Below are 19,692 nucleotides of genomic sequence, written 5' to 3'. Positions count from 1 at the left end.
TTTGCTTTTTTCATCGAAAAACATTCCGCTAACACTCATTCACATTCTCTTGACACTTCACGTTATGAAACGTACTTTTTAAACATTCGTTTAAGTGAGGTGTCCAGTGAGTAAAATCGATACCAAAAACCGTATTCTCGACGCCGCTGAAGTGCTGTTTGCCGAGCGGGGATTCGCCGATACCTCTTTGCGTCTGATCACCAGCGAGGCCGACGTCAATCTGGCTTCCGTGAACTATCACTTCGGCTCCAAGAAGGAGCTGATCCAGGCGGTGCTGGACCGCTATCTTAGCCTGTTTATGCCGGATCTCGATGCCCGCCTGCGGGTACTGATGGAGCAGGAGCAGCTGACCCTGCTGCAACTGTTTGAAAGCTTTGTCGAGCCGCTGATGAAGCTATCGGCGGTACGGGCCAACGGCCCGGCCATCTTCATGCAGCTGCTGGGACGCGGCTATATTGACAGCCAGGGTCACCTGCGCCGCTTTATCACCGCCCACTATGGCCCCATTTTGCAGCGGATCACCCAGGCTATCTCCAAGGCCAACCCTGCCCTCTCGCCAGCGGATCTCTTCTGGCGCCTGCACTTCACCCTGGGCACCGTCGTCTTCACCATGGCCTCTGCCGATGCGCTGCGCGACATCGCCCTGGCCGACTTTGGCCAGCAGCTCGATGTCGAGGGGCTGGTTCGCAACGTCATTCCTTATCTGGCGTCCGGAGTCGGGGCACCAGTGGAATCGACCAGGCTCTCCCTGGCCGTGTAACAACCAACAATAAATCAACGGAAACAGTGAAATAGAAGGAACTTCGGTATGATCACATTGCTTGTCCTGCTGGTGCTGGCGATAGCCGTTGTGCTCGGCGTACCCTCCATCCGTAAAAAGGTGGTAACCCGTCCGGTGTTCGGCATCTTCAAAAAGATACTGCCGCCCTTGTCAGCTACCGAGCGGGAGGCCATGGAAGCCGGCTCCGTCTGGTGGGATGGCGAGTTGTTTCGCGGCAACCCCGACTGGAAAAAACTGCACGGCTACGGCAAGGCCGAGCTGACCGCAGAGGAGCAGGCCTTTATCGACAATCAGGTCGAAACCCTGCTCGCCATGGTCGATGACTTCAAGATCGTCAACGAAACCAAAGACCTGCCGGAACCGGTGTGGGACTATCTGAAGAAGGAAGGCTTCTTCTCCCTGATCATCCCGAAATCCTACGGCGGCCGCGAATTCTCGGCGATTGCCAACTCCACCATCGTTACCCGCATTGCCACCAAGAGCCTGAGCGTGGCAGTCACCGTCATGGTGCCGAACTCCCTTGGCCCGGGCGAGCTGCTGATGCACTACGGCACCCAGGCCCAGAAAGATTTCTGGTTGCCGGGGCTGGCCAATGGCAAAGAGGTGCCCTGCTTCGCCCTGACTGGGCCGGAAGCGGGCTCCGATGCCGGCGCCATTCCTGACAAGGGGATCGTCTGCAAGGGGATGCACAAGGGGGAAGAGGTGCTGGGTATTCGCCTCAACTGGAACAAGCGCTACATCACCCTGGCGCCGCGCGCCACTGTGCTGGGACTGGCGTTCAAACTCTATGACCCGGAAAAACTGCTGGGTGACAAGGAAGAGCTCGGCATCACCTGCGCGCTTATCCCCACCAGCCACCCCGGCGTGCGCGTTGGCGATCGCCACTACCCCATGGGTCTGGCGTTCCTGAACGGCCCGACCTTCGGCAAAGATGTGTTCATCCCGCTCGACTGGATCATCGGTGGCCCGGATTACGCCGGTCGCGGCTGGCGCATGCTGGTGGAGTGCCTCTCCGCCGGTCGCGGCATCTCGCTGCCTGCTCTGGGTACCGCCTGTGGTCACATGGCGAGCCGCACCGTGGGCGCCTACTCCTACGTACGCAAGCAGTTCGGCATGTCCATCGGCAAATTTGAAGGTGTGCAGGAAGCGCTGGCCCGCATCGGCGGCCTCACCTATCAGCTGGAAGGGGCCCGTCGCATGACCGCCGGTTCGCTGGACTTGGGTCAGGCACCGGCCATCGTCACCGCCATCTCCAAGTACCACATGACCGAAATGGCGCGCCAGATCATGGATGACTCCATGGACATCCATGCCGGTCGCGCCATCCAGCTGGGCCCGAAAAACTACACCGGCTACGCCTACATGGGGATTCCGGTGGCCATCACGGTGGAAGGGGCCAACATCCTGACCCGCAACCTGATGATCTTCGGGCAAGGGGCTACCCGCTGCCACCCATACGTCTTTGCCGAGCTGGAAGCGGCGGCCGATACCGACGTGGAACGCGGTCTCGAGAAGTTTGACGCCCTGCTGATGAAGCACATCGCCTTCGGCGCCGGCAACTTCTTCGGCTCCCTGTTCCAGGGGCTGACTCTGGGTCAGTTCAACAGCGCGCCGGTAGCTGGCGAAACCGCCCGCTACTACAAACAGCTGTCCCGTATGAGTAAAGGGCTGGCCCTGTGCGCCGACGTCTCCATGCTGATGCTGGGTGGCGATCTCAAGCGCAAGGAGATGATCTCCGCCCGTCTGGGTGACGTGCTGAGCCACCTCTACCTGGCCTCCGCCACCCTCAAACACTACGAGGATCAGGGCCGCATGGTCTCCGATCTGCCATTCGTGCAGTACGCGGTAGAGCGCAACCTCTATCTGATTGGCAAAGCGTTCGAGGGCTTCTTCCAGAACTTCCCGAACAAGGTGGTGGGTGCCGTACTCAAGCGGGTGGTATTCCCGTTCGGCGTCGGTTACAAGATGCCGGCCGACGATCGCTGCCACGCCATCTGTCTGGCCATGATGAAGCCGGGCGAGTTCCGCGACCGTCTGACCGCTCTCTGCTATGTCGGCAAAGACGAGGCAGATCCGGTCGGCCTGATGGAGCGCGCCTTCCAGGCAATGGTCGCCGTGCAGCCCTACGAGAAGAAGCTGGTTCAGGCCCAGAAAGAGGGCAAACTGCCCCGCAAACTGGCGCTGCCGGAGCTGGTTGCCGCCGCGCTGGCTGGTTCCATCCTGAGCAAGGACGAAGCGGACAAGCTGCTGGCCGCCGATGCCCTGCGCTACGAAGCGATTCAGGTAGATAACTTCGCCCCGGGCGAGCTGGAAGGCTTCTCACCGCAAGCAAACAAGCAGCCAAACAAGGTCGAACACGCCGCCTGATCCCCTGGCAACCCTGTACCAAACCGGCCCTCGTGGCCGGTTTTTTTGTTTGTTAACCATGCATTTACAAGCCGGGAGAATTCCAGTTAAATGCTTGAGTCCCTGTTGCAGGGACTTTGGAAGCAAGGCCAGCGGAATGGCCGATAACAACAACTCAGGAAGAGTGAATGAACCTCGCCAAAACGGCGATCGAACGCCCCATCTGGGTGGCGGTCTCGATCGTGCTGATTTTCCTGCTGGGCCTGCTCAGCATCCGGGGACTGCCGATCCAGCTGTTCCCCGACATCGACCGTCCACACCTCAACATCTCGGTGAGCTGGCGTTCCGCCTCTCCCCAGGAGATGGAGTCGGAGATCACCGACCCCATCGAGCAGGAGATGCAGGGGGTGCAGGGGCTCAAGAGCCTTGTCAGCAACAGCTATCCCGGCTTTACCGAAATCGACATGGAGTTTGCCCTCGGCACCGACATGCAGCGGGCCCAGCTCGATGTGATTTCGCGGCTGAACCGGGTCTCGGGATTGCCGGACAAGATCGGCGGCCCCTACGTCAACAACTACAGCAGCAACGATACCCTCACCTTCTTCTTCATCCAGCAGCTGCCCGGCGCCAAAGGGGTGATCGATGATCATCAGGCGTTGATCGAGGCGCGGGTCAAACCCGAGCTGGAACGCATCGAAGGGGTCTCGACGGTCGCAGTCGAGGGGATCAACGAGCGCCAGATCCAGATCCGCTTCGACCCCTATCGCGCCGCCGAGCTGGGGGTGGAGATCCCGGTGTTGGCCAGCCGGGCCACCACCGGCTGGGACGTATCAGCCGGTACCCTCGACATCGGTCGCTGGGAGTACAAGCTGCGCTTCGCCGGTCGTTACGATGTCGAGACGCTGGGGGACAAGGTGGTGGACTGGCGCAATGGCCTGCCCATCTATCTGCGGGATGTGGCGGAAGTAAGGGTGGCCAGGGAAGAGAACCCGGTGCTGCGGATCCAGAACGGCAATACCGCCATCGCCGCCCAGATCTTCAAGGAGAGCGGTGCCAATGCCCTGGCCTCCCTTGAGGCGATCAAGGCCCGGGTGAACGAGCTCAACCGCGAGGTGCTGGAGCCGGTCGGGCTGCACATGGAGCAGTCGTTCGATGCCTCCCTCTACATCAATCGTGCCGTCAGCATGGTCACTGCCAACCTGGGGCTCGGGGTGCTGCTCTCCTGCGCCATCCTCTGGCTCTTCCTGCGCCGGCTCAAGGCGACCTTGATGATTGCCCTCGCCATCCCCATCAGCATCATGCTCACCTTCTGCTTGCTCAAAGTGATGGATCGCACCCTCAACATCATCTCGCTGGCGGGCATCGCCTTTGCCGTCGGCATGGTGCTCGACGCCGCCATCGTGGTGCTGGAGAGTATCTACCGGCGCCACGAGCGGGGGGATTTGAGCAAGGCGGAGGCGGCGCTCGAAGGTACCCGTCAGGTGTGGACGGCGCTGGTCGCCTCCACCCTCACCACGGTTGCCATCTTCCTGCCGGTGCTGCTGCTCAACGATGTGGAGGGTCAGCTGTTTGCCGATCTGGCTCTGACCATCGCCTGCGCCGTGACGGTCTCCATGCTGGTCGCCGTCATCGTGCTGCCTGCGGTGGCGGCGCGCTGGATGGGACATGAAACGCTGACCGACCCCTATGAGTCGCTGTGGCAGCGCACTACCCGTCACGTGATCCGCTGGACCTCGACCTCACGCCAGCGCTGGACAGTCATCACCCTGATGATGAGTCTACCGGCACTGGCCACCTGGGCGCTGCTGCCCAAGATGGACTATCTGCCGGACGTGAAACGGGACGCGGTGGATGTCTGGATGAACTTCACCCCTGGGGTCAACCTCAAGGCCCAGCGCGAAGAGGTGATCGATACCCTGATCGCCCGCCTCGCCCCCTACATGAAGGGAGAGAAAGAGCCAGCCCTCAAGAACTACTACATCTTGCGCTACCCGGGGGGCGCCCAGATTGGCGTGCGCCCCAAGGACGAGACCCGCATCAAGGAGCTGGAGAGCCTGTTGATGAAGCAGCTGCTGGTGGGTATTCCCGACACCCGGGTGTTCGGCGGTCAGGGGTCGCTGTTTGGCGGCTTTGACAGCGAGAACGGCGTCTCCCTGCTGCTGCAGGGGGGTAACCTGCCCGAGCTCTATCAGGCGGCCCGTGCCAGCATGGCGATCCTCAGCAAGGACCTGCCGGGAGCACAGATCCGGCCCGAACCTAGTCTCGACTTCACCGCCCCCGAGCTCAAACTGGTGCCGCAAGATCGACGTCTCGCCGAAGTGGGTTGGGATCGCACGCCCCTGCCCGCCATCATCCAGACCTTTGGCGACGGCTTGCGGGTTGGCGAGTATTTCGATGGCGAGGATCGGCTCGACATCATGCTGATGGGGCAGAGCTCCGCCAATCCGGACGAACTGAAGGCAGTGCCGCTGGCCACCCCCTCCGGGCGCATCGTTCCCCTTGGCGAGCTGTTGCGGGTGGAGCACGACATGGGTCCGGCCAGCATCTTCCGGGCCGATGGGCGGCGCAGCATCAGCCTGCAGATAGTACCTCCGGCGGGCATGACCATGGAGCAGGTGATCGACACCCTGAAAAACCGCAGTTTTGCCGCCATCCACCCCCTGCTGCCCGCCGGTGGCGAGCTGCGCATTGCCGGCAATGCCGACAGCCTGCAACAGGCGCTCGACAATCTGGGGACCATCTTCCTGTTCGCCGTGGTGATCCTGCTGGTGCTGCTGTGGGGGGTGTTTGCCTCCCTCAAGGATGCCCTGCTGGTGTTGCTCACCCTGCCCCTTGCCTCGGTTGGCGGCGTACTGGCGCTGCAACTGAGCGGGCTGCTGGTGCCGCTGCCGATGGATCTGCTCACCATCATCGGCTTTGTCATCCTGCTGGGACTGGTGGTCAACAACGCCATCCTGCTGGTGCATCAGACCCGCACCGCCGAGCGGGATGGCATGAGCCGCCAGCTGGCGGTGGCCGATGCCCTGCAAAGCCGGATGCGCCCCATCGCCATGACCAGCCTCACCAGCATCTTCGGCATGCTGCCGCTGATGCTGAGCCCGAGCGAGGGGAGCGAAATTTACCGCGGGCTCGCCACCGTCATTGTCGGCGGCATGAGCTGCAGCACCCTGTTTACCCTGATCCTGTTGCCTGCCTTCCTGCGTCTCGGGGAGCAGGTGGCGATCCCACAACCCCTGCGCCAGCGGGCCTGAGCAAGGAGCTCATCGATGACACATATGATTACCCGAATGTTGGCTGGCGCTGCGCTGATTGCAGGCAGCGCGCTACCGGTATTGGCCGATCAGGGCAAGATGGTGACCCTGGCGGATGTGACCCAAGGGGATGCGGCCGCCAATATCTGGGTCAGCGGCACGGTGGCGAGTCGCCAGCAAGCGGCGCTCAGCGCCGAAGTGAGCGGCCGGGTGGAGTGGATCGCCGAATTTGGCAGCCGAGTCAAAAAAGGAGATGAGCTGCTGCGCCTCGACAGCGCGGCGCTGCGCCTCTCGCTGGAGCAGGCTCGCGCCGAGCAGGCGAAATGGCAGAGCAACCTGCGCTTCGCTCGCGCCGAATCCCGGCGGATCACCCGACTGCACCAGCAAAAGAGCGCCTCCCAAAGCCAGTACGACAAGGCCAGCTACGATGTGGAGCAGGCCGCGCTGGCCGAGCGGCTGGCCGCCATACAGGTGAACCAGATTGAGGAACAGCTGCGCCGCAGCCACATCTATGCCCCGTTCGACGGGGTGGTGAACAACCACTTCATCCAGCCCGGCGAGCATGTGGACGCGGGCGAGCAGGCGCTGGAGCTGGTCAACCCGGATCAGCCGGATATCCGCCTGCAGGCCCCCATTCTCTGGGCCCAGCAGCTGGCGCCGCAAACCCGGCTGCGGGTGGAGGGGGAGCAGCTGAGTGGTCACGGCGTCTATTACCAGCGGGCCGCCAGCGCCGATCCCAAGTCGCGCCTCATCGAGCTGCGCCTCAAACCGGAAGCGGGCACATTCATCATCGGCTCGCCAGTACGGGTTGCCCTGCCACTGGGGGATCAACAGAGCATGCTGCTGCCCCGGGACGCCCTGGTGCTCGGCACCGATGGCAGTGTGGTCTATCAGGTGGCGCGAAGCGGCAAGGCGCTCAAGGTGAATCGGGTGCCGGTCACCGTGCTGTTTGGCGACAGCCAGCAGGTGGCGGTGAGCGGTGCCCTCAAGCAGGGGGATCGGGTGGTGGTGCGTGGCGCGGGCAGCCTGCAGGATGGCGACACCATAGAATTGTTCAAGGGGTAGCAACGCCCGACGCAGGCTGGCCAATCTTTGCCCGCTTGACCCGGGACATACAGCCAAACGGGCCACAGTTTGCTATCTTGGCGGCCATCACTCGCGTTTAGAGCAATCAACACCCATGAGCATTATTTTGGGCATCGATCCGGGTTCGCGGATCACCGGATACGGGGTTATCCGGGTCGTGGGCGGCAAGGCCGAATACTTGGGCTCTGGCTGCATCCGCACCGATTGCGGCGAGCTGCCGGAGCGCCTCAAGCAGGTCTATGACGGGGTATGCGAGATCATCACCCAGTTCAAACCCACCGAGTTTGCCATCGAGCGGGTCTTTATGGCCCGCAACGCCGACTCGGCCCTGAAACTGGGGCAGGCCCGGGGCAGCGCCATCGTCGCCGCGGTCAACGCCTATTTGCCGGTGAGCGAATACTCTGCCACCCAGATCAAGCAGGCAGTGGTGGGCACTGGCGGCGCCGCCAAGGAGCAGGTGCAGCATATGGTGACCCATCTGCTGAAACTCTCCGCCACCCCGCAGGCGGATGCAGCAGATGCCCTTGGCGTCGCGCTCTGCCACCTGCACACCCGCCAGAGCCTGATCAAGATGGCCGGCCGTGCCAGCAGCTCGGTACGTGGCCGCTATCGCTGAGCCCTTGTGTCGTCCACGACTCATCTCAGTATCGCTAAATAAAAAAACCGCCCCGGATCTCCGGGGCGGTTTTGTTTTGGGCAGGTAACAACCAGCGGGACTTGTCAGATGAATGTTCTCTTACGTAGCCGGCCATATATTCAGCCGCCTTATTCAACCGCGGCATTCGCCCCGACGAGTCGGGCCTGCTGCTCACCACGCTTTTCCAGCGCCGAACTCATAGCGAAGGAGAGCGCCTCCAGCTGGCCGTCGAGGCTGGCATCGATGATCCCCACCTCGGTCTCGAGGATGCAACCCCCCTGATCGAGGCGGGCATCGGCGGAGATCTCGAGATAGCCGATTTCGGGGAAATCCTTGTGTACCCGGGCGATCTGGTCGCGCACCGCCTGCACCTGCTCGGGATGAACCCGTATCGTCACCTGCTTCTGGTTGCTCACCAGCGAGAGCGCCTCGCGCACCACCTTGAGGGTGAGCGCAACCTGATCGTAATCGTGCAGGATCTTGCGCACCGCCTGCAGCACCACCTCGCTCATTTGCTGCTCCACGGTGCGATAGTACCCCTGGCACTGCAACTGGGTCTGGTGGATCAGCACTGCCTGTTCGCGCCGGGCCTCGTCAATCCCGGCTTGCCAGCCAAGGCTCTTCTGCTCTTCATAGACGGCGCGGGCCTCCGCCACGATATCAGCCGCCTGGGCGCGGGCAGCCTCTACCAGCGCCTGTGCACTCAGGTAGGATAGGTAATCCTGGCTACGCAAAATACGCTGGCTTGACGCCAGTTGCAGATGGTTACTCTTTATTTCAACAAATGGCAGCATTGGGGAGTTACCTGTTTGGCAATCTTGAGACAAAGCGCCCGGGCCAGTGGCAGCTGGCCAGCCGCCAAAGGCCATGATGGCCCGGGTGGCGCTGGGGGAAGTCGCAGGGTGAGACGGCGAGCCCAGTCGGGGTAGCCTTCCCCGGCCGCCGCCAGCCAGAACTGCAAGCCAGCCTCTTCCAGCACTCCCTCATCGAGCTGAGCGGGCAGAGGCTGCTGCCAGCCAGCGGGCCAGGGGCCGATCAACAAGTCGAGCTGGGAGAGTACGGCTCTGTGCCCCTCCTCCCCCAGCAAAGCGATGATCTGGCGCAGCGTTGGTGCCAGCAAGCAGTGGCGGATCGCCTCGCCGTGCAGCACGGCCCCCAGACGGCGCAACAACAGCACCAGCTCACTTTGGGGAAACAGCGCCAATCCCCCCAGAGGCGCGGGCATCTCGTAGCCAATTCCCAATGCCAGCGCCTTGAGCAAGGCGCCGTTACTGGCTGGCAGCGTCCGCCACTCGGGCAAAAGTTTCGGCACCTGCGCCCAGGATGAGGGCAGGTGCGCCTCATGGAGATAACTGGCCGGGCAAAAGCGCAGCTGATAGGGGGTCAAACCGACCGTCATCCGCGACTCCGACTCCGGTGCCACATGTATTGCGCCAGGTTGCTGGTCACCACCAGCGCCAGCAACAGGGCAATCAAGCCGCCCAGCCGCCATTTTGAACCTTCGCTCACTTCAATGGAGAACAGCGAGGTATTGCGCGGCATCAACGGGCTCTGGCGCACATCGGCCGAGGGCACCAGCACCACGCTGATCCGGTCGTAGGCGAGCCCCTCGATACTGTTGTTGACCAGTTGCTTGATCTGCGGAATGTAGGTATCGAGCTGGATATCCGCCGCATGCTTGATAAAGACCGAGGCCGAGGCGGGAGAGGGTTTCTTGCTGATCCCCTCATTGCCTTCCGGCAGCACCACATGGACGCGAGCCACCAGCACGCCGTCTATTTCCGACAGGGTATTGGAGATCTCCTGCGCCTTGGCATAGGTGAGGCGAGCCCGCTCCTCGGTGGGCGAGGAGATGAGGCCATCCTTGGGAAACACATCCTGCAGAGTGGAGAAGCTCTCTTTTGGATAGCCCTTGCGTTTGAGGGTCTCGATGGCCTGCGCCACGTCGGACTCCTCCACCAGCAGCTTGATGCGGCCATCCTTGTCCGGCTGCTTGTCCGAGGCGATCCCCTCGGTTTGCAGCAGCGCCAGCATCTCGTTACCCTCTTTCTGAGTGACTCCGGTATAGAGCTCCACTTTGCAGCCACTGAGCAGCAACGAGGCGCCGAGCACCCCCATCAGCATCGATCTCTTCACACTACCTCACTGGGTCTTCAACAGGGTTTCTACGTTCTGGCTCATCTTGCCCACTGTCTTGGCAATCAGCTCCTCCTGCATGGTGATCCGCATCAGCGACCACTGCATCTGCATCAGGCTGTTGGGATCATCCCCCGGGGTGGCCAGCTCGGCTTGCAGGCTCTGCTTGGCCTCGACAAACTGCTGCTTCAACTCCCCCAGCTCCCCGAGCAGAGAGCTCCCCATCCCCTGGGATGTGCTCCCCATCGCCTGTTCAAAACTGGCGACATGGGGCGAGGAGAGATCCACCGCTTTCAACTCATCCAGGCTGGTTACCACCGCCTGGGCAGACTGTGCAATTTCCATCACGCCTCCAGATCAAGTTTGTGCGAATTGCGCATCAGATTGTCGACCATGCCGTTGAGCGGGATCAGGGTCATCAGCTCGCGCCGGGCCAGTGCATCGAGGAATTGATGTCCCGCGGGCACGGCGCCCTGCCCGTCCCTGAGCTCGCTCAACAAGTTCAGCAACACCTTCTCGCGCCGCGACGCCAGAGGATCAAACTCCCGCATGGTTGCTCGCAACTCCGGCAGATCGATGGCATCCACCACCGGCGACTGGCGCTCGCCAAAACGCGCGATCAGCTTGTCGGTAACAGGGCCAAACAGCTGCTTGCCAATCTCCGGCGCCGGTTTGTCGCCCTGTTGGTAGATCTGCCAGAGCAGTTCACGCTTGGCGACTGGCGCCACACCGGCCAGCAACCCCTCAAGGGGTGCCCCCTGTTGCCAGCGTTCGAACAGATCCGGCTCGGGAGTCTTGGCCAGCAGTCGCTCGAACTGGCGTTGGGCCATGGATTCGGGCGGGGGGGGCTGACGCAGCGGCTGCTCTCCCCCCGGCTGATCGCTGCCTTCAATTTTCATGAGGTCATCTGCTCGCGCAGGCCTGCGGCAAACTGTTGCAAGGCTGGTTGGCCGCTCTGCTCCAGTCGCAGCAACCGTGCAGTCAGTTCATCCTGCTGACCAAGCCGCCACTCGCACAGTGCCAGCCAGGGCTCGATATCCGGTGTGCAGTGCTCGCCACCAAGCTGCAAAGCAGCCTGATAATCCCCCCGGTTCATCAGGGAGGAGAGGCGAATGAGCGTTACACACTCGGTCATCTCCGGCGCACCCGCCAGCCAGTCGGCGATGGTGGCCGCCTCCTGATGGCAATGGTGGCCGGTACCAGCCAGCGCAAGCTCGGCCAGTTGTCGCTTGAGTTCAGGGTTCATCATCAAATCTTCTGCAAAATACCCTGCATCAGGTCTTTCATGGCCCGAGTCACGGTGGAGTTGATGTTGTAGATCACCGACCATTTGTTGATCTTGTGCTGCAACTCGGCCAGCAACGCCGGGTTGTCCGGATTGGTTTTCATCGCCTCAATGGCCTTGTTGACCTCGGTGTTGGCGGTGTTAGCCTGACCAGAAAGGTTTTCTGCCACTTGATCGAGGGTGTTACTGTTCTTGTCCGTATAGGTAAAGTAATCAGCCATGGTTGTGTTCCTTTATCTTGCCAATGATCGTGAGCCCCGCCTCGATGGCGTCGGCCTGTTGTTGCCACTCCCGATACTGTTGCGGGGTTCCCCCGCGCAGCAGTTGCCGTTTCACTTCACCCTGCGCCTGAACAAGCTGCTCATGCAGCTCACGAGCAAAGGCGGGATCAGCGCCGGACAGTCGCGCTTCCAAACTGGTCATCATGCCGCTCGGCTCCTTTTAATTTGACGATGTATTGCTGCTTGCCCTTGCTCACCACCACCGCATCGGGGCGAATGGCCAGCACCCGCACCCCGCTGGAGGTTGCGCCCCCAACCGGATAGCGCTGGTTGTCTGCCAGTACCACATAAGGCACCCGGCCAAACGAGACGCTGCGCACATCGAACTCCAGCTCATCCTGACGCGGCGTTCTGGTCTGATTGATCAGCTCCAGCGTCGGGTGTGTACCGAACTCCCGGCGAAACTGCTGATTGACCTGCTGAAACTGGCCAAGTTGGCGCTCATCCAGCTGGCCGGAGAGTTCGAGTCGCCCACCCGCTTCACGCACCCGCAATGCACCGGCCAGCCCCTGCTCCTGCAGCAAGGCATCAAGACGCTTGCGATAAGCCCCGGCAATCTGTACCTGATTCTCAACCCCCAGCAGGCCGGGGACCTCCTGCTTGAGCAGAGATTCAATGGTGCTCCATTTGCCATCCTGTCCCTGAATTTCACCGCTGAGCTTGAGCCAGCCGGGCTCCTTGCCATTGCGGATCTGCAGCTGTTCATAACCCAACTTCTGCAAGATAAAGCCGGCACCCTGCCGCAGATCTTCCATGGTGCGCAGCTCCAGCCGGTAGCTGAAACCCTTGCTGTCGAGGTACTGCTGCAAGGCAAGACGAGCGCTGTTCTCATCGACATAACCCGAGAGTTGCCACAGCTCGGGGTCACTGCTGTTCAGCACCACCTGACGGTAGTTTGGTGCGGCCAGAAAGCGCTTCAATGCCTGCTCACTGCGGGCGGATTCGTTCTCGTCGGCGCCATGCCACCAACCCGTGCCGAGCAGCAAGACCACGGCGACCACCAGACTCAGGCAGAGGGCCCCCATCCAGACATCGGCGCCTGCTGCCCGCCGCCGCGGCGCACGAGAAGGAGCAACCACCGCCGCCAGTGCCTCCAGCTGTTCGGGTAGCGAACGACTGTTGTCACAGAAGCTCCAGAGCAGCGGGCCTGCCTCCAGGCGCGTTCCCGCCCTGAGCGTCTCTCCCGCGGTCAGGGCGACACCGTCCTGAGTCGGGGTAATACCGTCCGCCCAGGCTTGCAGGGTGATCCCTTCCCCATTCACCAGCAGTACCAGATGCTCGGGGGCCATCCCCTCATCCACCAGCACCAGATCAGCCTTGAGGGGATCGGAACCTATGACCAGACGCCCCTCCGGCAGAGGAACTTCTACCCCGCGATTGAGCCCGCGATATACGCGGCACTTCCAGCTCATCGGGTCGCGCCCTCATTGCCCGCCTGCACACACCAGCTGGCGGCCGGTGTACATTTTTGATCCTTGTTCATTTCGACCAGACGCCACCCCAGCTCATTGCCCATCCGGCACTGAGTGAGAGACGAGCTCTTGCCCCCCTGACGCAGCAGTTGCTGCACATCACGGGCTGCAGCCAGCGGCTGGCATTGCGCGCCCCCCAGCACCTTGCCAAGGGAGAGACTCTGATTGGAGATCTCATCAGCCCCGAGCACCCCGGCTCGCAAATCCTGACCATTGCCCAGCGCCAGATAGTGGGCAATACCGTCATCAATCAGACGAGGCTCGATGATAAATAGCCGCACCGAACGACGAGTCTGGGTGTCCTTGCTACGGAACAGCGCCCCCAGATAAGGGATGTCACCCAAGAAGGGCACCTTGCTCAGGTTCTCGCTCATCTCGTCGCGGTAGATACCGCCAATCAGCAGACTCTGGCCGTGGCCGACCCGGGCGATGGTATCGACCACGGTGCGACTGATGGTGGGAATGCCATCGGCCCCCGCACTGTTGGGTTTCTGGTTGCCATCCTCGATGTGGAGGCTCAGGCTGATCTCGGGTCTGTCACCCATCTGGATCACTCGGGGCGTCATTCGCAGCATGGTGCCGTAAGTGATCCCCTGCAGCTCGGCCACCCGCTCACCGCTGATCTTCACGTAATAGGTTTCGCTGTGGTCGATCACCGCCTGGGTGTTCTCCTGGGTCAGCAAGGTCGGGCGGGAGACCACCTGGGCATTGCCTTCGTTTTCCAGCAAGTTGACCCGGGCCAGCAGATAGTCGAGTCCCTTGGAGTCCACCAGACTGCCGAGCGCAGCGCCCCCTTCAATTCCTTTGCGATCGCCGGTGGTCTTGATAATCACCTGCTGGTTGGAACCGGTGCGGATCCCCACTCGCCAATCCACCCCCAACTGGGAGAGATCCTCGGCATTGATATCGATGATGGAGAGCGCCACCTCGATACGGGCCGCCGGTTTGTCGAGCGCGGCGATCAACTTGCCGTACATCGCCATCCGCTCCGGAGCATCGCGTACGATCACCGCATTGAGGGAAGGATCGGCCTGCACGATGGCCTGACCGGAGGTGGCCGTCGAGGCCTTGCTACCCTCGCCGTTGACCATCTGCACGCCAGCATCACTCAGCAGCTTGGCCAGAATGGTCGCCACACCGGGCGCCGCCACATCGGTATCGCGGTACTGGATGGAGCGATCGGTAGCCGAGGCGTACTTGAGGGGGAAGATCTCGATGGCCAGCGGCCCGGTCTTCTCGCTGCGCAGCTGGGATTGTTGCTCCAGTGCCAGCGCGGTCTGCTCGATCAGTTCAAGGTAACGGGGCGGGCCGGAGACATAGACCAGCCGATTATCCGCATCGGGGCGCCAGCCAAAGCGGGGCTCCCAGATCCCGGCTCGTTGCAGCGCCTGTTTGAGTTCTGCTGCGCCAGTCTGCTCAAGATTGATGAGACGGGACTGCACTTCGCTGTTCTTGAAGACGTAGAGCACATTGCCGTCGTAGTACCAGACCAGGTTGTAGAGGGAGGAGAGCTGCTGCAAAAAGGCGAGCGGCTCGTCATGCTCAAACTGACCGTTGACCTGATCGTTGACCTTGTCGCTGACCACCACGGAGACCTCGTAGTTGGCACCGAAGTTGACCAGCACGTCGCGCAGACTCTCCCCTTCTGCCACATAGCTGTAAGGCATGGGCACCCAGTCCAGCTCCTGTGCCATGGCGGGTCGCTGCCACGCCATCACGGCGAGGCAGATCCACAACAGGGGACGCAGCAGGGGTTGCACACTCAAGGGTGCCATATCATCTGTCTCCATTGGGGGGCCAAGGCGGCCTCGGTCAATTGGGGTTCCAACCGCTCCAGCAGGGCGATGTGCTGGCTCAAGCGCTCCGCCAGCAGCGCCTCGTCGAGCCACTCCAGCGCGAGCCGCGCCTCCAGCTGCAAATTGCCAAGATCATCCAGCACCAGGGCATGGGGGGCATGACGCCCCCAGGCCACCACCTGTTGCAACAGGCGCTTTAGCAGCGCCGGATCATGGGTCTCAGCGCCATTCCTCTGGCTGCTTGCAAGCGGGGTGCTCAGCAACAACTCACCGTTTCTGGGGGTCAGAAAAAGGGGATAACCATCGATCCGCAGATGGTACTTTCCCTGTGCGTCGGCAATAAAAGGCCCTTGGCCAAGGTTTGCGGCCAATCGATTCAGTAGCGTTTGCATAGTTCCTCGGGCTATCTAGGGCGCAGGAGGCTGCCAGTAGAAGTGATCCTGACCCAAGGCAATGCCCCGACCGGCCAGCCACTCATGCAGGGTTAGGGCTGCCTCGTCCTGATGGGGCAGAGCCTGCAGGGCATGCCAGAATGTGCCGAGCTCAAGCGGTACCGGCATCAGGTGAACCGGGTCCCCCTCCTTGCTCGTTTGCGCATACCAGGCAGGCCAGGCCAGCTGGAGACGTGTCTCACAATCAGTCTGCAGCCGGGTGAGCTCCTGCTCGCGCTGGTTCAACTGCTCAAGCTGATCGGCGATCCGGCTCTCCAGATCCGCCGGTACATCGACCACGGTCTGCCAGAACACAGCCTGGGCATTGAGCTGGCGGCGCATCACCTGCAACTGCTCCAGTTCGTTAAGCCAGGCGCCGTAAAGTGGTTCAAGACGCTGAACCCACCAGCGGTGCAAGGGATAGAGCACCCAGTGCCACAGCAAGGGACGATCCGCCAGATTGATACGGTCCCCCAGCTGCTGCATCCAGTCACAACGCTCACTGCCTGCCAGGCGCAAGATCTGTTGTAGCTCCTCACGCGAGACGGCCAGCGCGGCATCGAGACGGCGCTGAAACCAGATGGAGCCCAACAGGCTCTCCAGTCGGGTTCTGGGCAACAGTCGTTGCAACAGGGCCATCTGCTGCGAGGTGATCACGCCGGCATCCTGATAACGGAGCACGGACAGCTGGCCGACCAGACGATCCCGACTCAGGGTATCTGGCTGGACAACGGTAACCCGACGACCTGCAAACAGGCCCTGGTTAGGTGAATGGTGATCTTGCTGACTCATGCTATGCCTTGCTCATCTTGCTGCGGGCAATAATGGAATGATGTTTCGATATGCTGGCTATTCTATCCATTGCCTCGCTCCGCGGCTTATAAAAAACGTCAGATTATTTTAGTCCGGCGTTAATCTGTGCCGTGTCGGGCACGGCTTGGCGTACAGCCAAAACGACGACGATAACTCTGGGTAAAATAGGATTGGCTGGAGAAACCGGCCTCCATCGCAATATCGACGATGCTCATTTCACTATTGAGTAATAACTGATGAGCGAAAAGGATCCGCCTTTCACTGATCCAGGCGCGTGGAGAAACACCATATATCGAGCCAAACAGCTCCTTGAAAGTGGTCAATCCCATACCGAACTCTTTGGCGAATTCGCTGAGCTTCCACTCCATCAGATAGTGCTTTTCCATAAACTGTTGCAACCGCTCGACCTGGCGATTGCTCAGCTGGCGCAAAATAGACATCAGTTGAGGCCCCTGTTCGCCAAAAGCGAGCAGAAACAGCAACTCTTCGGTGCGTAATTGGGCCAGTGCGGGGGGATGTTCATGTTCGGTCAACCCGCGCAGCCCCTGAATACATTGGGTCAGCAAGGGGGATGAGTGAAACGGCAACAGCGTGGGGGCCATCCCCTCCAGCCGGGGGACTTCACTCAACAGTGAACCGAAACGTTGCAAGAAGCCTTGCAAAAAGGAGTTTGACAGAGGTAGCCAAAGCAGGCGGCAGGGGCCGTCACCGGTACAGACCGCGTAGTTGCCACGGCGCACGAACAGAAGTTCGTTGGGGGATAATTCATAGGTATCGGTACAGTCCTGCCACTTCATCGATCCTTCCAGGAGAATATAAATTCCCTCTTGCGGATGTTCGATAACGTTAAAAGCAGACATGCACCACTGGAGCAGGGCCATATCGCCCTTCTCTGTGGTAGTAATGCCCTTCATGTTTTATTTTCCTGAATCTGCGTGTAGTACCAGTAACACCTCCGGAAGCGGGTCGCTCTCGGGTGCTTTATTATTGCTGTTATTTTTATTTATTATTTTGTAATCAAGTCATTCGCTGGTGAATTCAAAAATTAATCACCATTGAAATGAGGGGGGGATCCTACAACAGTCACAAGCAGAAAAACCAGCCTAAAATTAGAGCTAACACACTATTTATCCATTGCGGCGACTCATACTTAATGGTGTGCTTACAGCAAAAGATACTTCGTTACAAAAAGAAACCTTCAATCTTAACTGACAAATTAATAAATGATTGATTTGAGGCTTTTTATTTAAACACAATCATTACTGACATTGTGGATAACAAGCTTTTGGCTGCAATTGAATAACCATTTTTTTGTCATTAAAAATCTTAAAAACTTTCTGCTGACTCATAGCCTGTACCGCGGTGCCATCCATAAATCGCAAGCGGGCACGCAGATAGATCTCCCCTTCCGCCAGTTGCAGAGGGGTCAAACGCAGATCAAACAGCAATGGCAGCATGGTCACCTCATAACGGGTGGCTGCCACTTGCAACGGACGCCCCCCGATCACGCTGAGCACAGCCACCTCCACTGTCGCCGGACGTGGCAAGGCTTGCGGGAAATGCACCTCGCCCTTGAGTTGCTGTTGCGATGGCTTCAGCTCCGGGGTGGTGACACAACCGGCCAGCATGGCCGACAACATCAGTGCCAGCAGACCTCTCATAACACTCGGATCCGCCGCTCACTCAGCGGTGTGTGCTCACCCTGCTGCAGTCGCTGCAGCGCCAGCTCCTGGACCTGATTGAGGGTAATGGAGCGTCGCAGCAGTGCCGACAGGGGAACCTGGCTCGCACTGGCTGACCGGGCACTCACGGTTCTGCCTGCAAATGCCCCCACCTTGCCCGCCTCTGCCCCATGCAGGGCCAGCGCACCTTGTGATTCCTGAATCTTCATGGTTATACCCGCACTCCCATCACCTGATCACTGCTGCCTGCCTCCCGAGTACCGGGTTGCAGCAACTCCTGCCAGAACTCGGCATGCTCCAGCATGCTGGCGAGACTCTCTTCAAGGTACGCCAGAGTCAACCGGCTTGCCGCCATCTGGCGATAGAGTTGCACCGTCAGACTCTCTTCATCGAAACCGAAGTGAAGATTGAACTGATACCAGTGACGATTGAAGCTGGCCAACTGACGGAAAATCCCCTCGCCCACCTGATGCAGCTCGGCCACGTCGGCCTGCAACACCAGCTGATCACGCTCCGGCACCAGGATCAGGCTGAGTTGCAACTGCTCGTCAAAGCAGAGCGCCGCAACCCCCTCCTGATTCAGAGCCAGGGATGGCAAACCATATTTGGTGGCAAATTCAGCGAGCAGTCGATTGATGATGACAGTTACATCCATGATTTCCTCCAGCAGAGAGGAAGGCATGTTAGCCTGCCACCGCCATGCAGGCTGTCACTCAAGGGCGGCACTTTTAAGAAAAATGGCCGGAAAACAAAAAGGCGCCCCAGTGGGCGCCTTGATTGCCATGACGTTTATGCAACGCCGAATGCCGCTTTCCAGGCCTGATTCTGGCTCTGGGAATACTGCTGCATCAGTTGCAGCAGATCTTTCATAAAGTTGGCATTGAAGGACATATTGTCCTCGGCCTTCTGCTTCTCGCTCTGACTGATGGTCGCCTCGACCTCGTCTTCTTTCGCATTGGCCTGGCTATCACCCTGCGCCACCTGCACCGCTGAGTTGCTCATTTGCCCCACAGACTGGGTTACGGTGTTGAACACCTGACCCCGTTCGGAAGTACGAGCAAATTTCTTGTCCAACAATCGGCTCGCATTACTGTCTGCAACTTGATCCTGTTTCCAGACTTTACCCACATCAGCACGGTCAACCTGTTGGCCCTGCTTGCTCAAGCTATCAACCTTGGCGTCAATCAAGGCCTCGCGACCGGCAATCTTGCCATCAAGGGATTGTTGCTGCTTGATAGTCTTGGCGCCCTTGCCCAGGCTGATCCCGCCCATAATGGCAGAGAACCCCGCCATCACGCCGGAGACCACCGCCATGGCGATCATCAGCTTGGCGCCGTGGCGCATCTCGTCAACCTGTGCCTGCTGGTTGCTGATGACCAGCTTGTTCTCGATATCCCGAACCTGTAACCCCTCCTCACGGGCCTGACGGGCCAGTTTGAACAGCAAGGACATCATATCCATCGCACTGTCCAGCTGCGCAACCATCTGGGTCACCCCTTTGGTATCGAAGGGGATGGAGGGACGTGGCAGGGTTGGAACGCTTTTGTTCTCTGACCCTTGCGGGCGAGTCGAAGCGGCGGCCTCATGGGCAGTGGTCGCACTGCGAACCTGCTGCGCCTCTCCGGCCTGCACCTCGGTCAGCGGGGCGGTACGGGTCACGCCATTTGCATAATCACTGTTAATCATGGTCGGTAC

General features: G+C 60.3%; 22 protein-coding genes. 5 read left to right on the top strand and 17 right to left on the bottom strand.

Going from position 1 to position 19,692, the window contains the following annotated elements; all coding sequences use genetic code 11:
• Nucleotides 1–106: 106 nt before the first annotated feature.
• The 5 genes from AB5Y83_RS10285 (at nucleotide 107) to ruvC (ending at nucleotide 8,080) form a co-directional block, all read left to right on the top strand.
• Nucleotides 107–760 carry a TetR/AcrR family transcriptional regulator gene (locus AB5Y83_RS10285; protein WP_005334507.1) on the top strand — a complete coding sequence of 218 codons (654 nt, stop codon included), beginning with the start codon at nucleotides 107–109 and terminating at the stop codon, nucleotides 758–760.
• 48 nt (nucleotides 761–808) lie between these two features.
• Nucleotides 809–3,148, top strand: coding sequence for an acyl-CoA dehydrogenase (locus AB5Y83_RS10280; protein WP_368175115.1), 2,340 nt, complete (start codon nucleotides 809–811; stop codon nucleotides 3,146–3,148).
• A gap of 167 nt (nucleotides 3,149–3,315) precedes the next feature.
• Complete coding sequence (locus AB5Y83_RS10275) at nucleotides 3,316–6,378, top strand: efflux RND transporter permease subunit (RefSeq protein ID WP_368175114.1); 3,063 nt, start codon at nucleotides 3,316–3,318, stop codon at nucleotides 6,376–6,378.
• Nucleotides 6,379–6,393: 15 nt separating this feature from the next.
• Nucleotides 6,394–7,443, top strand: coding sequence for an efflux RND transporter periplasmic adaptor subunit (locus AB5Y83_RS10270; protein WP_368175113.1), 1,050 nt, complete (start codon nucleotides 6,394–6,396; stop codon nucleotides 7,441–7,443).
• Nucleotides 7,444–7,558: 115 nt separating this feature from the next.
• A complete protein-coding gene (gene ruvC, locus AB5Y83_RS10265) occupies nucleotides 7,559–8,080 on the top strand; it encodes a crossover junction endodeoxyribonuclease RuvC (RefSeq protein WP_005334512.1) in 522 nt (173 codons plus the stop codon).
• 149 nt (nucleotides 8,081–8,229) lie between these two features.
• Here ruvC and ascL read toward each other — a convergent pair whose 3' ends face one another.
• The 17 genes from ascL to aopD all read right to left on the bottom strand — a co-directional run bounded on the left by ascL (nucleotide 8,230) and on the right by aopD (nucleotide 19,683).
• Nucleotides 8,230–8,895, bottom strand: a complete 666-nt coding sequence (ascL, locus tag AB5Y83_RS10260) for a SctL family type III secretion system stator protein AscL (RefSeq protein WP_368175112.1) — start codon at nucleotides 8,893–8,895, stop codon at nucleotides 8,230–8,232.
• Complete coding sequence (locus AB5Y83_RS10255) at nucleotides 8,874–9,500, bottom strand: SctK family type III secretion system sorting platform protein (protein ID WP_139398609.1); 627 nt, start codon at nucleotides 9,498–9,500, stop codon at nucleotides 8,874–8,876. Before AB5Y83_RS10255 ends, ascL begins: the two co-directional genes overlap by 22 nt.
• A complete protein-coding gene (gene ascJ / locus AB5Y83_RS10250; RefSeq protein ID WP_179831119.1) occupies nucleotides 9,497–10,237 on the bottom strand; it encodes a SctJ family type III secretion inner membrane ring lipoprotein AscJ in 741 nt (246 codons plus the stop codon). Before ascJ ends, AB5Y83_RS10255 begins: the two co-directional genes overlap by 4 nt.
• A 6-nt stretch (nucleotides 10,238–10,243) precedes the next feature.
• Complete coding sequence (gene ascI / locus AB5Y83_RS10245) at nucleotides 10,244–10,582, bottom strand: SctI family type III secretion system inner rod subunit AscI (RefSeq protein ID WP_005320806.1); 339 nt, start codon at nucleotides 10,580–10,582, stop codon at nucleotides 10,244–10,246.
• Nucleotides 10,582–11,136 carry a YopR family T3SS polymerization control protein gene (locus AB5Y83_RS10240; protein ID WP_139398611.1) on the bottom strand — a complete coding sequence of 185 codons (555 nt, stop codon included), beginning with the start codon at nucleotides 11,134–11,136 and terminating at the stop codon, nucleotides 10,582–10,584. The genes ascI and AB5Y83_RS10240 overlap by 1 nt, the downstream gene beginning before the upstream one ends.
• Nucleotides 11,133–11,486, bottom strand: a complete 354-nt coding sequence (locus tag AB5Y83_RS10235) for a YscG family type III secretion system chaperone (RefSeq protein WP_058058927.1) — start codon at nucleotides 11,484–11,486, stop codon at nucleotides 11,133–11,135. Before AB5Y83_RS10235 ends, AB5Y83_RS10240 begins: the two co-directional genes overlap by 4 nt.
• Nucleotides 11,486–11,743: a type III secretion system needle filament protein AscF gene (ascF, locus tag AB5Y83_RS10230; protein WP_021229954.1), complete on the bottom strand. Its 258-nt coding sequence runs from the start codon at nucleotides 11,741–11,743 to the stop codon at nucleotides 11,486–11,488. The genes AB5Y83_RS10235 and ascF overlap by 1 nt, the downstream gene beginning before the upstream one ends.
• Complete coding sequence (locus AB5Y83_RS10225) at nucleotides 11,736–11,948, bottom strand: EscE/YscE/SsaE family type III secretion system needle protein co-chaperone (RefSeq protein WP_005334536.1); 213 nt, start codon at nucleotides 11,946–11,948, stop codon at nucleotides 11,736–11,738. Before AB5Y83_RS10225 ends, ascF begins: the two co-directional genes overlap by 8 nt.
• On the bottom strand, nucleotides 11,911–13,215 hold the full coding sequence (ascD, locus tag AB5Y83_RS10220) for a SctD family type III secretion system inner membrane ring subunit AscD (protein WP_111900816.1): 1,305 nt from the start codon (nucleotides 13,213–13,215) through the stop codon (nucleotides 11,911–11,913). The genes AB5Y83_RS10225 and ascD overlap by 38 nt, the downstream gene beginning before the upstream one ends.
• Nucleotides 13,212–15,065 carry a SctC family type III secretion system outer membrane ring subunit AscC gene (ascC, locus tag AB5Y83_RS10215; RefSeq protein ID WP_174218988.1) on the bottom strand — a complete coding sequence of 618 codons (1,854 nt, stop codon included), beginning with the start codon at nucleotides 15,063–15,065 and terminating at the stop codon, nucleotides 13,212–13,214. Before ascC ends, ascD begins: the two co-directional genes overlap by 4 nt.
• A complete protein-coding gene (gene ascB / locus AB5Y83_RS10210; RefSeq protein WP_005334542.1) occupies nucleotides 15,038–15,463 on the bottom strand; it encodes a YscB family type III secretion system chaperone AscB in 426 nt (141 codons plus the stop codon). Before ascB ends, ascC begins: the two co-directional genes overlap by 28 nt.
• Before the next feature lie 15 nt (nucleotides 15,464–15,478).
• Nucleotides 15,479–16,294: a type III secretion system negative regulator ExsD gene (exsD, locus tag AB5Y83_RS10205; protein WP_005334544.1), complete on the bottom strand. Its 816-nt coding sequence runs from the start codon at nucleotides 16,292–16,294 to the stop codon at nucleotides 15,479–15,481.
• A gap of 119 nt (nucleotides 16,295–16,413) precedes the next feature.
• Nucleotides 16,414–17,229 (bottom strand): AraC family transcriptional regulator, encoded by an 816-nt coding sequence (locus tag AB5Y83_RS10200; RefSeq protein WP_019446814.1) that lies wholly within the window; start codon nucleotides 17,227–17,229, stop codon nucleotides 16,414–16,416.
• A gap of 345 nt (nucleotides 17,230–17,574) precedes the next feature.
• A complete protein-coding gene (locus AB5Y83_RS10195) occupies nucleotides 17,575–17,976 on the bottom strand; it encodes a YscW family type III secretion system pilotin (RefSeq protein ID WP_040065240.1) in 402 nt (133 codons plus the stop codon).
• Nucleotides 17,973–18,206, bottom strand: a complete 234-nt coding sequence (locus AB5Y83_RS10190; protein WP_005334547.1) for a T3SS regulon translocated regulator ExsE family protein — start codon at nucleotides 18,204–18,206, stop codon at nucleotides 17,973–17,975. Before AB5Y83_RS10190 ends, AB5Y83_RS10195 begins: the two co-directional genes overlap by 4 nt.
• 2 nt (nucleotides 18,207–18,208) lie before the next feature.
• Complete coding sequence (locus AB5Y83_RS10185; protein WP_021229946.1) at nucleotides 18,209–18,652, bottom strand: type III secretion system chaperone; 444 nt, start codon at nucleotides 18,650–18,652, stop codon at nucleotides 18,209–18,211.
• A 134-nt stretch (nucleotides 18,653–18,786) separates the two neighbouring features.
• A complete protein-coding gene (gene aopD / locus AB5Y83_RS10180; protein ID WP_139477294.1) occupies nucleotides 18,787–19,683 on the bottom strand; it encodes a type III secretion system translocon subunit AopD in 897 nt (298 codons plus the stop codon).
• Between the last annotated feature and the right edge of the window lie 9 nt (nucleotides 19,684–19,692).

It is taken from the genome of Aeromonas sp. R5-4 (assembly GCF_040908215.1).
Lineage (GTDB): Bacteria > Pseudomonadota > Gammaproteobacteria > Enterobacterales > Aeromonadaceae > Aeromonas > Aeromonas veronii.
This window is presented reverse-complemented; position numbering and strand designations above follow the sequence as displayed.